This is a genomic window from Rhodopseudomonas sp. BR0G17, from assembly GCF_010907025.1.
GTDB lineage: Bacteria > Pseudomonadota > Alphaproteobacteria > Rhizobiales > Xanthobacteraceae > Rhodopseudomonas > Rhodopseudomonas palustris_H.
In genome coordinates this window covers 23701-36043 of the sequence record NZ_QUML01000018.1, presented here as the reverse complement: position 1 = coordinate 36043, position 12343 = coordinate 23701, and the positions used below count along the sequence as shown (strand labels likewise).

At 65.4% G+C, this 12343-nt stretch carries 13 protein-coding genes, 1 tRNA gene and 1 pseudogene; 11 read left to right on the top strand and 4 right to left on the bottom strand.

The window, feature by feature from the left end:
• Window positions 1–114: 114 nt before the first annotated feature.
• Together fabB and fabA are read right to left on the bottom strand one after the other, a co-directional pair.
• A complete protein-coding gene (gene fabB / locus DY467_RS15145) occupies window positions 115–1341 on the bottom strand; it encodes a beta-ketoacyl-ACP synthase I (protein ID WP_164570870.1) in 1227 nt (408 codons plus the stop codon).
• Window positions 1342–1402: 61 nt separating this feature from the next.
• Complete coding sequence (gene fabA, locus DY467_RS15140) at window positions 1403–1930, bottom strand: bifunctional 3-hydroxydecanoyl-ACP dehydratase/trans-2-decenoyl-ACP isomerase (RefSeq protein ID WP_107342648.1); 528 nt, start codon at window positions 1928–1930, stop codon at window positions 1403–1405.
• A gap of 257 nt (window positions 1931–2187) precedes the next feature.
• Between fabA and irrA the strand changes: the two genes are divergently transcribed.
• Window positions 2188–2679 carry an iron response transcriptional regulator IrrA gene (gene irrA / locus DY467_RS15135; protein ID WP_107342647.1) on the top strand — a complete coding sequence of 164 codons (492 nt, stop codon included), beginning with the start codon at window positions 2188–2190 and terminating at the stop codon, window positions 2677–2679.
• A 109-nt stretch (window positions 2680–2788) separates the two neighbouring features.
• Here the strand turns inward: irrA and DY467_RS15130 are convergent, their stop codons facing one another.
• A complete protein-coding gene (locus tag DY467_RS15130) occupies window positions 2789–3313 on the bottom strand; it encodes an SH3 domain-containing protein (protein WP_164637174.1) in 525 nt (174 codons plus the stop codon).
• A gap of 234 nt (window positions 3314–3547) precedes the next feature.
• Between DY467_RS15130 and DY467_RS15125 the strand changes: the two genes are divergently transcribed.
• From DY467_RS15125 to DY467_RS15095, 7 genes and pseudogenes are all read left to right on the top strand, one after another.
• Window positions 3548–4549: a 2-hydroxyacid dehydrogenase gene (locus tag DY467_RS15125; protein ID WP_107342645.1), complete on the top strand. Its 1002-nt coding sequence runs from the start codon at window positions 3548–3550 to the stop codon at window positions 4547–4549.
• A 119-nt stretch (window positions 4550–4668) separates the two neighbouring features.
• Window positions 4669–6054 carry a cytochrome P450 gene (locus DY467_RS15120; RefSeq protein WP_164637173.1) on the top strand — a complete coding sequence of 462 codons (1386 nt, stop codon included), beginning with the start codon at window positions 4669–4671 and terminating at the stop codon, window positions 6052–6054.
• Between the two features lie 136 nt (window positions 6055–6190).
• Window positions 6191–6718: a tellurite resistance TerB family protein gene (locus DY467_RS15115; RefSeq protein ID WP_107342643.1), complete on the top strand. Its 528-nt coding sequence runs from the start codon at window positions 6191–6193 to the stop codon at window positions 6716–6718.
• Window positions 6719–6900: 182 nt separating this feature from the next.
• Window positions 6901–7680, top strand: coding sequence for an SDR family NAD(P)-dependent oxidoreductase (locus tag DY467_RS15110; RefSeq protein WP_164637172.1), 780 nt, complete (start codon window positions 6901–6903; stop codon window positions 7678–7680).
• A 118-nt stretch (window positions 7681–7798) separates the two neighbouring features.
• The gene (locus tag DY467_RS15105) at window positions 7799–8596 is read left to right on the top strand and encodes a glutamine amidotransferase (protein ID WP_164637171.1); all 798 of its coding nucleotides are present in this window, start codon (window positions 7799–7801) and stop codon (window positions 8594–8596) included.
• 103 nt (window positions 8597–8699) lie between these two features.
• Window positions 8700–9197, top strand: a pseudogene (locus DY467_RS15100) (nuclear transport factor 2 family protein); the annotation flags it as partial.
• An 83-nt stretch (window positions 9198–9280) separates the two neighbouring features.
• Complete coding sequence (locus DY467_RS15095; protein WP_107342639.1) at window positions 9281–10093, top strand: enoyl-CoA hydratase; 813 nt, start codon at window positions 9281–9283, stop codon at window positions 10091–10093.
• 200 nt (window positions 10094–10293) lie between these two features.
• Here the strand turns inward: DY467_RS15095 and DY467_RS15090 are convergent.
• A tRNA-Ala gene (locus DY467_RS15090) sits at window positions 10294–10369 on the bottom strand.
• A 200-nt stretch (window positions 10370–10569) separates the two neighbouring features.
• On the opposite strand from DY467_RS15090, the gene DY467_RS15085 reads away from it, so the two are divergent.
• From DY467_RS15085 to folD, 3 genes are all read left to right on the top strand, one after another.
• On the top strand, window positions 10570–10860 hold the full coding sequence (locus tag DY467_RS15085) for a YggT family protein (RefSeq protein WP_012494137.1): 291 nt from the start codon (window positions 10570–10572) through the stop codon (window positions 10858–10860).
• A 25-nt stretch (window positions 10861–10885) separates the two neighbouring features.
• Window positions 10886–11212: a DUF167 domain-containing protein gene (locus tag DY467_RS15080; RefSeq protein ID WP_012494136.1), complete on the top strand. Its 327-nt coding sequence runs from the start codon at window positions 10886–10888 to the stop codon at window positions 11210–11212.
• 106 nt (window positions 11213–11318) lie between these two features.
• Window positions 11319–12206: a bifunctional methylenetetrahydrofolate dehydrogenase/methenyltetrahydrofolate cyclohydrolase FolD gene (folD, locus tag DY467_RS15075; RefSeq protein WP_107342638.1), complete on the top strand. Its 888-nt coding sequence runs from the start codon at window positions 11319–11321 to the stop codon at window positions 12204–12206.
• Window positions 12207–12343: the final 137 nt, after the last annotated feature.

Here is a 12343-nt window from a genome sequence, read left to right as displayed (position 1 = left end):
CCACGACCCGCGGCTCGACCGTGCTTCAAAAACGTGGATGGCCGGGACAAGCCCGGCCATGACGATCATCCTAACACTTCGATTGTCCGGCATCAGCACGCCGAACACCGGCGATCACGCCTCCAGCCGCTTGAACACCAGCGTCGCGTTGGTGCCGCCGAAGCCGAACGAGTTCGATAGCACGGCGCCGAGCTTGGCGTTGTCGACGCGCTTGCGCACGATCGGCATGTCGGCAAAGGCCGGATCGAGTTCGGTGATGTGAGCGCTCTCGCAGATGAAGCCGTTCTGCATCATCAGCAGCGAGTAGATCGCCTCCTGCACACCGGTGGCGCCGAGCGAGTGGCCGGTCAGCGCCTTGGTGGCCGAGATCGGCGGACACTTGTCCTCGTTGCCGAACACGTTGCGGATCGCGCCAATTTCCGGCGGATCACCGGCCGGCGTCGAGGTCGCGTGCGGATTGATGTAGTCGATCTTGATGCCGCCGGTGGTTGCCAGCGCCATCTTCATGCAGCGCTCGGCGCCTTCGCCCGACGGCGCCACCATGTCGTAACCGTCGCTGGTCGCGCCATAGCCGATGATTTCGCCGTAGATCTTGGCGCCGCGCGCCTTGGCGTGTTCGAGCTCTTCCAGCACCAAGACGCCGGCGCCGCCGGCGATCACGAAGCCGTCGCGCGACACGTCATAGGGACGCGAGGCGGTGGCCGGGGTGTCGTTGTACTTCGACGACATCGCGCCCATCGCGTCGAACAGCACCGACAGCGACCAGTCGAGTTCCTCGCAGCCGCCGGCGAACATCACGTCCTGCTTGCCCCACTGGATCAGCTCGTAAGCGTTGCCGATGCAGTGGTTGGAGGTCGCGCAGGCCGACGAGATCGAGTAGTTGACGCCCTTGATCTTGAACCAGGTCGCGAGCGTGGCCGACGCCGTCGAGCTCATCGCCTTCGGCACCGCGAACGGACCGACGCGCTTCGGGCCCTTGGTGCGAGTGATGTCGGCGGCTTCGACGATGGTACGGGCCGACGGGCCGCCGGAGCCCATCACGATGCCGGTGCGCTCGTTCGAGATATCGGACTCTTCCAGCCCGGAGTCGGCGAGCGCCTGCTCCATCGCGACGTGGTTCCACGCCGCGCCTTCACCGAGAAATCGCATCGCGCGACGATCGACCACATCGGCCGGATTCAGCGTCGGTGCGCCCTGGACCTGCGAGCGGAAGCCGAGCTCGGCATGCTTTTCGGCACGCGAAATACCGGACTTGGCGTCGTACAGGCTCGCCAGAACTTCTTGGGTGTTGTTACCAATCGACGAGACGATCCCCATCCCCGTCACAACAACTCGTCTCATGTGATCGCCTCGTTCACTCCAGGGTCGTTCGCGGCTGAAGACACGGCTCGGCTAGCACTCGCTAGCCGCCGACCGGCTGCGCCGTCTGCTTGAACAGACCGACTTTCAGATCCTTTGCGCGGTAGATGATCTCGTCGTCGGCCGAAAGCCAGCCATCGGCAATGCCGAGCCAAAGCTTCGAGCGCATCACCCGCTTGATGTCGACATTGTAAACGATCTTGCTGATGTGCGGCAGCACTTGGCCGGTGAACTTTAGTTCCCCGAGGCCGAGCGCGCGGCCCGGGCCTTCGCCGCCGACCCAGCCGAGAAAGAAGCCGACCATCTGCCACATCGCGTCGAGGCCGAGGCAGCCCGGCATCACCGGATCGTTCTTGAAGTGGCAGGCGAAGAACCACAGGTCCGGCTTGACGTCGAGCTCGGCGCGGACCTGGCCCTTGCCGAACTCGCCGCCGTCCTCGGTGATGATGGTGATACGGTCGAACATCAGCATGGGCGGCAGCGGCAGCTGGGCGTTGCCCGCGCCAAACAGTTCGCCCCGGCCGCAGGCCAGCAGATCTTCATATTCGTAGCTGGAGCGACGGTCCCGCATGCGACGATGCCTTCTTCTTGATTCGATCGTGAGGTTTTTGGCTGCCCACGCGGCCGATTCGGCGCGTGCGCGAAGCGCGCTCGGTGAATGCGCGGGTCTGTAACATAGGCATATTGCCCCGCCTAGCGGCACCTCCGTGATCTTACTTAAGCAAATCGACCGAGCTTCGCTAGTTGCGAAGCGCTTGCACCAACAAGGAATGCTTCCTATAATCAGACGGTCGAGTTTCCAACAGGCGCGCATTAGGGGTTGCGGAAGTGGACATCGGTGAACGAGTGGCATTTTTGCAAGAGGAACCGGCGCACGAGGCGCACTCGCACGCAGAACCTCGGCTGAACGGCTGCCCGTGGCATGATGTCAACGAGATGCTGCAGTCGGTCGGCCTGCGTCCGACCCGTCAGCGCATGGCGCTGGGCTGGCTGCTGTTCGGCAAGGGCGACCGCCATCTGACGGCGGAAATGCTGTACGAAGAGGCCAGCCAGGCCAAGGTCCCGGTGTCGCTGGCGACCGTCTACAACACCTTGAATCAGCTCACCGAAGTCGGTCTGCTGCGTCAGGTCAGCGTCGACGGCACCAAGACCTATTTCGACACCAACGTGTCGGCCCACCAGCACTTCTACCTCGAGAACAACCACGAGCTGATCGACATTCCCCATGCCGAGCTCGAGCTCAAGGCGACGCCGGATGTTCCCGATGGCTACGAGATCGCCCGGGTCGACGTCGTTGTGCGGCTGCGAAAGAAGGGCTGAACGCCGTCTTTCGAGTTATTCTTGGTGATGGTTCTGGCCCGAGTGCAGCATGCCCTCGGGCTTTTTTACGCGCCCTTGCCGCGACCGTCAGGCATCGGCTACGGCGCGATCAGTTGACCTGCTCGTCGGCGTAAACGCCCCACAGCTGCAGCTTCTCGATCCAGCCGTCGAAGCCACTGCCGACGATCCGGCACCATTTCATGTCGCAGCGCTTGACCTGCGCCACCACGCCGGCCTGCAGCCGGGCCACCACGGCGCTGCCGGAGCTGGCGCTCTCATACAGCGGCGCCAAGCCGTCTTTGTCCTTCATGGTGACAACGGCAGTGCGCCGGCCGGACAGCAGCGAGTGGTACACCCAACCTTCGGCGCCCTCGGAATCCCGAACCCGCCGCCAATTTTCGAACTCGGCGGTGACTTCGACCGGCAGGCCCGCGCGGGTGTAGACCCAGGCGACGTCATTGTCCTTGGTTGGTCCGACCCGGACATTGACGTGATCAGACTTAAGACTGACGTATCGCGGCACCGGCAGTCCGCTCGCCGACAACGGTGACTCCTTGCCGGCGTGCGCGAAGGTCGCAGCGCAAATCATCGCAGCTGCGAACGCCGTTACCGCCATCAGGTATTTCATCGACATCGACACGCCTCTTCGTCGCGGGATTTGCGGCGCGGCCGTCTCCGGCGAAACCCAGGGGTCCTTGTCTTGGCGCGGTCTTCTGCTAGAGAAGGCCGGAAGGCATCCGGTAACCCAAGGAACGGAAGGGACCTTATGGTCGGGACCGGCCCCTGTGGTCACGCTGCTGCGGGAGTGTCGAACAGCTGAGTTAACGGGGACTAAACGATCTCGTTAAGCTCGTCAGAGAGCGTTGGAATGTCGGTTAAGAAAAAGCCTCTGGTCGTCGTCACCCGCAAGCTTCCGGACTCGATCGAAACCCGGATGCGTGAGCTGTTCGACGCCCGGCTGAATCTCGACGATGTCCCGATGACCGCCGAGCAACTCGCCGAAGCTGCCCGCACCGCCGACGTCCTGGTACCCACGGTGACCGACGAGATCACCGCCGCGATGGTCAACCAGCCCGACTGCAAGCTGCGGCTGATCGCGCATTTCGGCAACGGCATCGACAACCTCGACGTGGCCGCAGCGCATGCGCGCGGCATCACCGTCACCAACACCCCCAAAGTTCTGACCGAAGACACCGCCGACATGACCATGGCGCTCATCCTGGCGGTGCCGCGCCGGATGATCGAAGGGGCTGCGCTCCTGACCGACGGCGGCGAATGGCCCGGCTGGTCGCCGACCTGGATGCTCGGCCGACGGCTCGGCGGCAAGCGGCTCGGCATCATCGGCATGGGCCGGATCGGCCAGGCGGTGGCGCGCCGCGCCCGCGCGTTCGGGCTGCAGATCCACTATCACAACCGCAAGCCGGTCGCCCCGCGGATCGCCGACGAACTCGGCGCGACCTACTGGGATTCGCTCGACCAGATGCTGGCGCGGATGGACATCATTTCGGTGAACTGTCCGCACACCCCGGCGACGTTCCATCTGCTGTCGGCGCGGCGGCTGAAGCTGATCCGCAAGGACGCCTTCATCGTCAACACCGCCCGCGGCGAAGTGATCGACGAAGAAACCCTGACCAAGCTGATCGAAGCCGGCGACATCGCCGGCGCCGGCCTCGACGTTTACGAGCACGAGCCGGCGGTCAATCCGAAGCTGGTGCGGCTCGCCAAGCATGGCAAAGTCGTGCTGCTGCCGCACATGGGCTCGGCCACCATCGAGGGCCGCGTCGAGATGGGCGAGAAGGTGATCATCAACATCCGCACCTTCCTGGATAATCACAAGCCGCCGGATCGCGTCCTGCCCGGCATGCTCTGAGCCCGGTTTGGGCCGCCACGCTGCGGCCGAACGCCTCGCTTGCGGGTTCCGCCGGCGCCTTCTCCCTGCCTGTTTCCCACACTACCTTCGTTGGACAACGACGAGGGAGTGGGTTCGAGGTGAGCATCGCCGCAATCGACGACCGCCCGGCATCCCGTGCGCCGCTGATCCCGCCGACGCCGCCGCGCGCGCCGGAGAATCTCTCGGCGCTCGGCCGGCTCGCCGCGATCCGCCACAACGCGATCGCGAGCTGGGGCGACCGCGCCTACCAGGACGATGTCGTCAGGGGCCGGTTCTTCGCCCACTCAAGCTACATCCTCAACGCGCCGGACGCGATCCGCCACGTGCTGGTCGACAATGTCGACAACTATCACCGCACGGCGACCGGAATCCGCGTGCTGCGGCCGATGCTCGGCGAGGGCCTGCTGCTGGCCGAAGGCCGCGCCTGGAAGCATCAGCGCCGGACGCTGGCGCCGGCCTTCACCCCGCGCGCCGTCGCGACGCTGCTGCCGCATATGGCATCGGCCACCGACGAGGTGGTCGAGGCGCTGCGTCGCAAGACCGGCGCGGCCGTGGACTTGCGCGAAACCATGCAGCATTTGGCGCTGGAGATCGCCGGGCGGACGATGTTCTCGTTCGAGATGGGAACGCACGGTCACACGCTACGCAGCTTCGTGATCGACTACGGCACCCGGCTGGCGAGCCCGCGGTTTCTCGATCTGTTGCTGCCGCTCGGCTGGCCGACGCCGCAGGATGTTTCGCGCGCATTGTTTCGCCGGCGCTGGACACGCTTCATCGGCGAACTGATCGCCGCGCGACGTGCAGCCGGCAAGGCCGAAGGCGCGCCGCCGCGCGACCTGTTCGAACTGATGCTGGCGGCGCGCGACCCGGAAACCGGCGAAGCGTTCTCCGACGCGCAGCTCGGTGATCAGGTCGCCACCATGATCCTGGCCGGGCACGAGACCACCGCCACCGCGCTGTTCTGGGCGCTGTACCTGTTGGCGCTCGATCCCGACGCTCAGGAGCGGTTGGCCAGTGAAGTTCGCCGGGTCGGTCTTGGTGGCACCGAGATCGAGCGGCTGCCGTTCACACGTGCGGTGCTCGACGAGACGTTGCGACTGTATCCGCCCGCATTCCTGATCGTGCGGGAAGCCGCGGGGCCCGACCAGGTCGCGGGCTTTGCGGTTCGTCGGCACGATGTGATGCTGATCGCGCCGTGGCTGCTGCACCGACACGAGAAGCTCTGGAGCGATCCGAACGCGTTCGTGCCCGAGCGCTTTCTGCCGGGCCCACCGCCGCCCGACAGGTTCGCCTATCTGCCGTTCGGCGTCGGCCCGCGGGTTTGTATCGGGGCGCATTTCGCCCTGGTCGAAGCCACGCTGGCGCTGGCCAAGGTCGTCGGCAACTTCCGGATCGAGCTGATCGATTCCGAGCCGGTGGTCCCGATTGGGGTCGTCACCACCCAGCCTGATCGGTCGCCGCGGTTCCGGCTCACCGCCCGGTGAGCCTTGCGGCACCAACGAAGCCCGTTCGCATTGCCAAACCGTCATGGAACTCCCCGGAACCGGGGCAGGATTGCGGGCGTTCCCTTTCCACGTCATAGAGCGACGAGCCGTCGCCCCCATCGAAAGACGAGAGACGATGCTGGACAAACTGCGCCAATTCATCACCGACGTCGTCGCCCCGAGCGCCCCGGATGAGCTGACGCTCGACGAGGGTGGCTATCGCCTCGCCGCGACGGCCCTGCTGATTCATGTAATTTCGATCGATGGCGACCCGTCAGAGGTCGAAAAGCAAAAGCTGCACGCTTTGCTCGAACAGCGTTTCGGTCTCGACGCAGCGACCGCGTCCCGGCTGATTGCCTCGGCGACGCTGATCGAGGGCGAAGCCGTCGACCTTTACCATTTCACCAGCGTGATCATGCGTTCGGTCAATGAGCAAGGCCGGCTGCGGATCGTCGAAATGATGTGGGAGCTGGTCTACGCCGACGGCACCGTTACCGAATTCGAAGAAAACGTGGTGTGGCGTGCAGCCGATCTGTTGGCGGTCTCGACCCGCGACCGCGTCACCCTGCGCCAGAAGGTAGCTGCCGAGGCCCCGGTCGCGCCCAGTGCCGCCGCCCAGGGCGGTACGATGGGGAGTATGCCTGAGGTCGATCCCGCCAACTAACCGGAAATCCGGCGAAACCTCGGGTAACGGGAACCCGTATTTGTCCCGCCACGCCTCGCAGCATCAGCGTGCGTTTCGGCTCTGCGAGCCGCATCGGCCCTTGCACGCTGCTTGCTTCCCGCATAAGGCCATAGCTGTTCCCCGGAGGCCGTTCGGCCCATTTGAAACATGAGTTTCCTGTCGTGACTGAACGAGTGACGTTGATTACAGGCGCATCGGCCGGGATCGGTGTCGAACTGGCGCGAATTTTTGCAGACAATGCTCATCGCGTGGCACTGGTGGCGCGACGCGGCGACCGCCTCGAATCCCTTGCGGCGGATATTCGCGCCAAGGGCGGACCAGAGCCGATCGTGATCGCGTGCGATCTCGGCCAGCCGGGAGCCGCCGAACAGATCATCTCGACTCTGAACGCGGCGGGCGTCGAGGTCGAGTACCTCATCAACAATGCCGGCTACGGTCTGTTTGGCCGCGCGGTCGAGCTCGATCGCGAAAGCCAGCTTGGTATCATCGACCTCAACATCAGGGCGCTGACCGATCTGACGCTGCGGTTTGCCGACAGCATCGCCCGCCTGCGCGGCGGCATCCTCAATGTCGCGTCGATCGCCGGCTTCCTGCCCGGCCCCGGCATGGCGGTGTACTACGCGTCGAAAGCCTATGTGCTGTCGTTCAGCGAAGCGCTGCATCAGGAGCTCGGTCCTAAAGGCGTGCGCGTGACCGCGCTCTGTCCGGGCCCGGTGCAGACCGAGTTCCAGGACCGCGCCGGCTTCGAGCCCGGTTTCGACAGCGCCGTGCTCAACGTGTCGCCCGCAGAGGTCGCGCGTCAGGCCTATCAGGGCCTGATGGACAACAAGCGGATCGTGCTGCCGGGCCTGGGCGTGAAGATCGTGCCGTTCCTGCTGCGCTTCTTCCCGCGCGGCTTCATCGCCGCCGCAGTCAGCGGCTTCCAGTTGCGCCGTCGCTGATATTTCGCAGGGCCATGATCTGGCCCGAGCCTTGCTTTAAGAATTTGTCATCTTCCGCCGGACATCCTGATCGGCGGTGCGGCAATTCTGTTCGGCGCGGCTCTGGACTGACCCTCCCATGCTTGTTCGACTGACCGATTGCGGCCGGGCATCTTCGCCTGCGCTGCAGCCTGCAAAGACCAATGATCCGAGACCGGTGCTGATCGTTCTGCACCAGGAGACCTCGATGCCCGGCCGCGTCGGCAATGCGCTGCGCGCGCTCGGCCATCCGCTGGACATTCGCCGGCCGCGGTTCGGCGATTCCCTTCCGCCGTCGCTCGACGAACACGCCGGCGCAGTGATCTTCGGCGGACCGATGAGCGCCAACGATCCGGACGATTACATCCGCCGTGAGATCGATTGGATCGCCGTGCCGCTGAAGGAACGGCGGCCGTTCCTCGGCATCTGCCTCGGCGCGCAGATGCTGGCCAAACAGCTCGGCGCCCGTGTGGCACCGCATCCTCACGGCCGTGCCGAAGTCGGCTACTACGACATTCGCCCCACCGCCGCGGGCCGCGCGATGTGCCCGCACTGGCCCCGGCAGGTGTATCACTGGCACGTCGAAGGTTTCGAGCTGCCGGCCGGCGCCGACCTGCTGGCGGAAGGCGGCGACTTTCCGGTGCAGGCGATCCGCAGCGATACGGCCTTCGGCTTTCAATTCCATCCCGACGTGACCTGGGCGATGATGCATCGCTGGACCACCAAGGGAGAGGAACGACTGTCGCTTCCCGGCGCGCGGCCGCGGCGCGAGCATTTTGCCGAACGCGCCGTGCACGATCTCGCTGAGCGGATCTGGCTCGAACACTTCCTCGACCATTGGCTGTCGCGCGCGCCCCTCGGCGCGCCGGTGACGGCGCTGCGTGAGGCCGCGGAATAGCGCCGGGCTCCCCGCCGCAAATCCGCTTCCCTCGCGGCTGCGGCGGTTGCTAAGCTCCCTGCCAAGCTTCGGCGGCCATGACCGGGGCAGCAAGGGAGTGCGCATGACGAGCGAGGAATTCGCGCGGCTGCTGGAGAGTTTGACTCGCGCGGCGGAATCCGGCGACGGCGCAAGGTTCGCCAACCATTTCACCGAAGACGCGACGTACCACGACTACATCTACGGCCCGCACACCGGACGCGCCGAGATCGCCGCGATGATGCAGGACCTGTTTCATCGCGACGCCGCCGATTATCGCTGGGAGATGTTCGACCCCGTCTGCAACGGCGACCTCGGCTACGCATGGTCGCTGTCGAGCTTCACCTCGACCGTACCTGACTTTGCAGGCCAGCGCGTGGTGATCGACGGCATCAGCCGCTTCGTGCTGCGCGGCGCGCTGATCGCGGAGTATCACGAATCGGTCAATGGCGGCGTGGCGATGGCGCAGCTCGGCGTCGCGCCTGAGCGGATGGCCAAAGTCTTCCGCAAATGGAGCGGCTGGCTGCAGCAGCGCCCCGAAACCCAGGACTATGTGGCCCGGCCGAAGGGCTCGCGCCGCGCCCGACATCTGTCGCCCACGGCGGGCGACGACGCGCACGACGCTGGTTATGCGCCCAACAACAATCAACAAAGGGAGAAACGCCGTTGAGCTACCAGGACATCCTCTATGAGGTCGCGGATCGGATCGCGACCATCACGCTGAACCGGCCGGACCGCATGAATGCGTGGACGCCGGTGATGGAGCGCGAGGTACGGGCTGCGATGCAGCAAGCAGCTTCGGACGGCGACGTGCGCGTCATCGTGCTGACCGGCGCCGGCCGCGGCTTCTGCGCCGGGGCCGACATGGAGGTGCTGCAGAACATCGATCCATCCGACGTTCGCCGCGCCGCCGATCTGCCGCCGTTCGACATGAATCGCAGGGCCGACTGGCAGACCCGCTACGCGTTCTATCCCTCGATTCCCAAGCCGATCATCGGCATGCTCAACGGCGCCACGGCCGGGATCGGCATGGTCCACGCGCTGTATTGCGACGTTCGCTTCGCCGCCGACTCTGCCGTGTTCACCACTGCCTTCGCGCGGCGCGGACTGATTGCCGAGCATGGCATCTCCTGGATGCTGCCGCAGATCGTCGGGCACGCCAACGCGCTCGATCTGTTGCTGTCGGCCCGCCGTGTGTCGGCCGACGAGGCGCTGCGGATGGGACTGGTGAACCGGCTGTATCCGGCCGATCAGCTCCGCGAGCAGACCTACGCCTATGCCCGCGACCTCGCCGATAACGTCGCGCCGGCCTCGATGCGGGTGATCAAGCGCCAGCTCTACGACGTGCCGTTCCAGACCCTGGCGGAAGCGACCATCGAGGCCAATCGCGAGATGGCGATTTCGCTCGCCAGCGCCGACTTCAAGGAAGGCGTCGCCAGCTTCGTCGAAAAGCGCCCGCCGCGCTTCAGCAGCGTGTGATCGGCAGCGTGTGATCGAGAGTCGATCGCCGGGCGTCTCGATGGGGACGCTCGGCGGCCGTCAGCCGGCTGTCGGGCAATCAAAGGTTCAGACGCGAGAAATCAGCGGTCGAAGACCGAGGGTTCGTCCTGTTTTTCAGAAAAACCGTGCTGGGATCGTGTCGCGAAGGTCGCCAACTTTCCGTCTTGGTCTCGGAAAGTTGGTGGAGCCAGGCGGGATCGAACCGCCGACCTCATCATTGCGAACGATGCGCTCTCCCAGCTGAGCTATGGCCCCTTGCGCGGTCAGGACATATCGTCCCGGCCAGCGAACGCCGCCATTTACAGTGCAGGTCGCGGCCAAGTCAAGGACGACAGGGCGGATCGAAATCGGCCGGCCGCGGCTTTATTGCCGCCGAGTTCCCTTGTTTGGACGGGGGTGAACCGATATCTACGGCTCGAGCTTTCCGCGACCGAAACCGCGAGTTTTCCCCCGCCATGCGCGCCATTCTCGACATCGTTCTCATCATCCTCGATCTCTACATCTGGCTGCTGATCGCCTCCGCGATCCTGTCCTGGCTGATCGCCTTCAACGTGGTGAACACGCGCAACCAGTTCGTCGGCGCGGTGTCCGAGTTCCTGTACCGAATCACCGAGCCGCTGCTGGCGCCGATTCGTAATCTGCTGCCCTCGCTCGGCGGCCTCGATATCTCGCCGATCATCCTGATCCTTCTGATCATGTTCCTGCAGCGCGTGATCACCTATTACATCTACCCGGCAGTGTTCTAACCGCGCCGGGCAGGCGGAGGCCGGCATGGCGGAAGCTTGGCGGTATTCGGCTCAGGGCGTCGCGGTAGCGGTGCGGGTGACCCCGCGCGGCGGCCGCGACGACATCGACGGGCTGGAAACGCTGTCCGACGGACGGCCGGTGGTCAAAGTGCGGGTTCGGGCGATCGCCGATGGCGGCGAGGCCAACCGGGCAGTGACGGAGCTGCTGGCCAAGGCGGTCGGCGTGCCGAAGCGCAATGTAAGGCTGCTGTCGGGCGCGACCTCGCGGCAGAAACAGATCGCGATCGACGGCGATCCAAAACAGCTCGGCGAGGCGTTGCGCCGCCTGGTGGCGGCCAAGCCCGCCGAATAATCACCCGGGAGGCCCGCGAGGGCGATCCACCGTTCGCCTCTCCGCTCCGGGGAGGCGTTGTCATTTCGATGCGGACGCATCGGCTGGGACAGGCAAAGAGGACGACATGACAGCCCGGATCATCGATGGAAAAATCATCTCGGCCGAGCTACGCGCCCGCGTCGCCGCCGAAGTCGCGCGGCTGAAGACCGAGCACGGCATCACGCCGGGCCTGGCGGTGGTGCTGGTCGGCAACGACCCCGCCTCCGAGGTCTATGTCCGCAGTAAGCACAAGCAGACCCAGGAGGCCGGCATGGCCTCGTTCGAACACCGGCTGCCGGCCGATGTCCCGCAGGCCGAGCTGATGGCGTTGATCGCAAAGCTCAATGCCGATCCGGCCGTGCACGGCATCCTGGTGCAATTGCCGCTGCCGAAGGGGCTCGACAGCAACGCGGTGATCGACGCGATCGATCCCGCCAAGGACGTCGACGGCCTCAACCCGACCAATGCCGGCCGGCTGGCCTCCGGTCTGTTCGCGCTGACGCCGTGCACGCCGCTCGGCAGCATCATCATGGCCAAGACCGTGCACGCCTCGCTCGAAGGCATGAACGCGCTGGTGATCGGCCGCTCCAATCTGGTCGGCAAGCCGCTGGTGCAATTGCTGCTGAACGAGAACGCCACCGTGACGATCGCGCATTCGCGCACCCGCGACCTGCCGGCGCTGTGCCGCCAGGCCGATCTGGTGTTCGCGGCGGTCGGCAAGGCCGAGATGGTAAAGGGCGACTGGATCAAGCCGGGTGCCACCGTGATCGACGTCGGCATCAACCGCACGCCGGGCAAAGACGGCGGCAAGGACAAGCTGCTCGGTGACGTCGCGTTCAACGAGGCCAAGGAGGTCGCCGGCGCGATTACGCCGGTCCCCGGCGGCGTCGGCCTGATGACGGTGGCGTGCCTGCTGGTCAACACCGTCCGCGCCGCCTGCGCGATCCACGGCCTGCCGAAGCCGGCGGTGTAAGCGGGCGCGGCTATAGCCGCGTCTCCGCATTCGTCATACGCGGGCTTGACCCGCGTATCCATCGCGCGGAAGCGCGCGAAAGAAGCGTTTCGCGACAATGATGGATTGCCGGGTCGAGCCCGGCAATGACGATGCGC

Bases quoted from the DNA above. Each gene is read 5' to 3' on its own strand.
- fabB (WP_164570870.1), bottom strand. From the start codon at position 1,341: ATGAGACGAGTTGTTGTGACGGGGATGGGGATCGTCTCGTCGATTGGT.
- fabA (WP_107342648.1), bottom strand. From the start codon at position 1,930: ATGCGGGACCGTCGCTCCAGCTACGAATATGAAGATCTGCTGGCCTGC.
- DY467_RS15130 (WP_164637174.1), bottom strand. From the start codon at position 3,313: ATGTCGATGAAATACCTGATGGCGGTAACGGCGTTCGCAGCTGCGATG.
- DY467_RS15125 (WP_107342645.1), top strand. From the start codon at position 3,548: ATGTCGGTTAAGAAAAAGCCTCTGGTCGTCGTCACCCGCAAGCTTCCG.
- DY467_RS15115 (WP_107342643.1), top strand. From the start codon at position 6,191: ATGCTGGACAAACTGCGCCAATTCATCACCGACGTCGTCGCCCCGAGC.
- DY467_RS15105 (WP_164637171.1), top strand. From the start codon at position 7,799: ATGCTTGTTCGACTGACCGATTGCGGCCGGGCATCTTCGCCTGCGCTG.
- DY467_RS15085 (WP_012494137.1), top strand. From the start codon at position 10,570: ATGCGCGCCATTCTCGACATCGTTCTCATCATCCTCGATCTCTACATC.
- DY467_RS15080 (WP_012494136.1), top strand. From the start codon at position 10,886: ATGGCGGAAGCTTGGCGGTATTCGGCTCAGGGCGTCGCGGTAGCGGTG.
- folD (WP_107342638.1), top strand. From the start codon at position 11,319: ATGACAGCCCGGATCATCGATGGAAAAATCATCTCGGCCGAGCTACGC.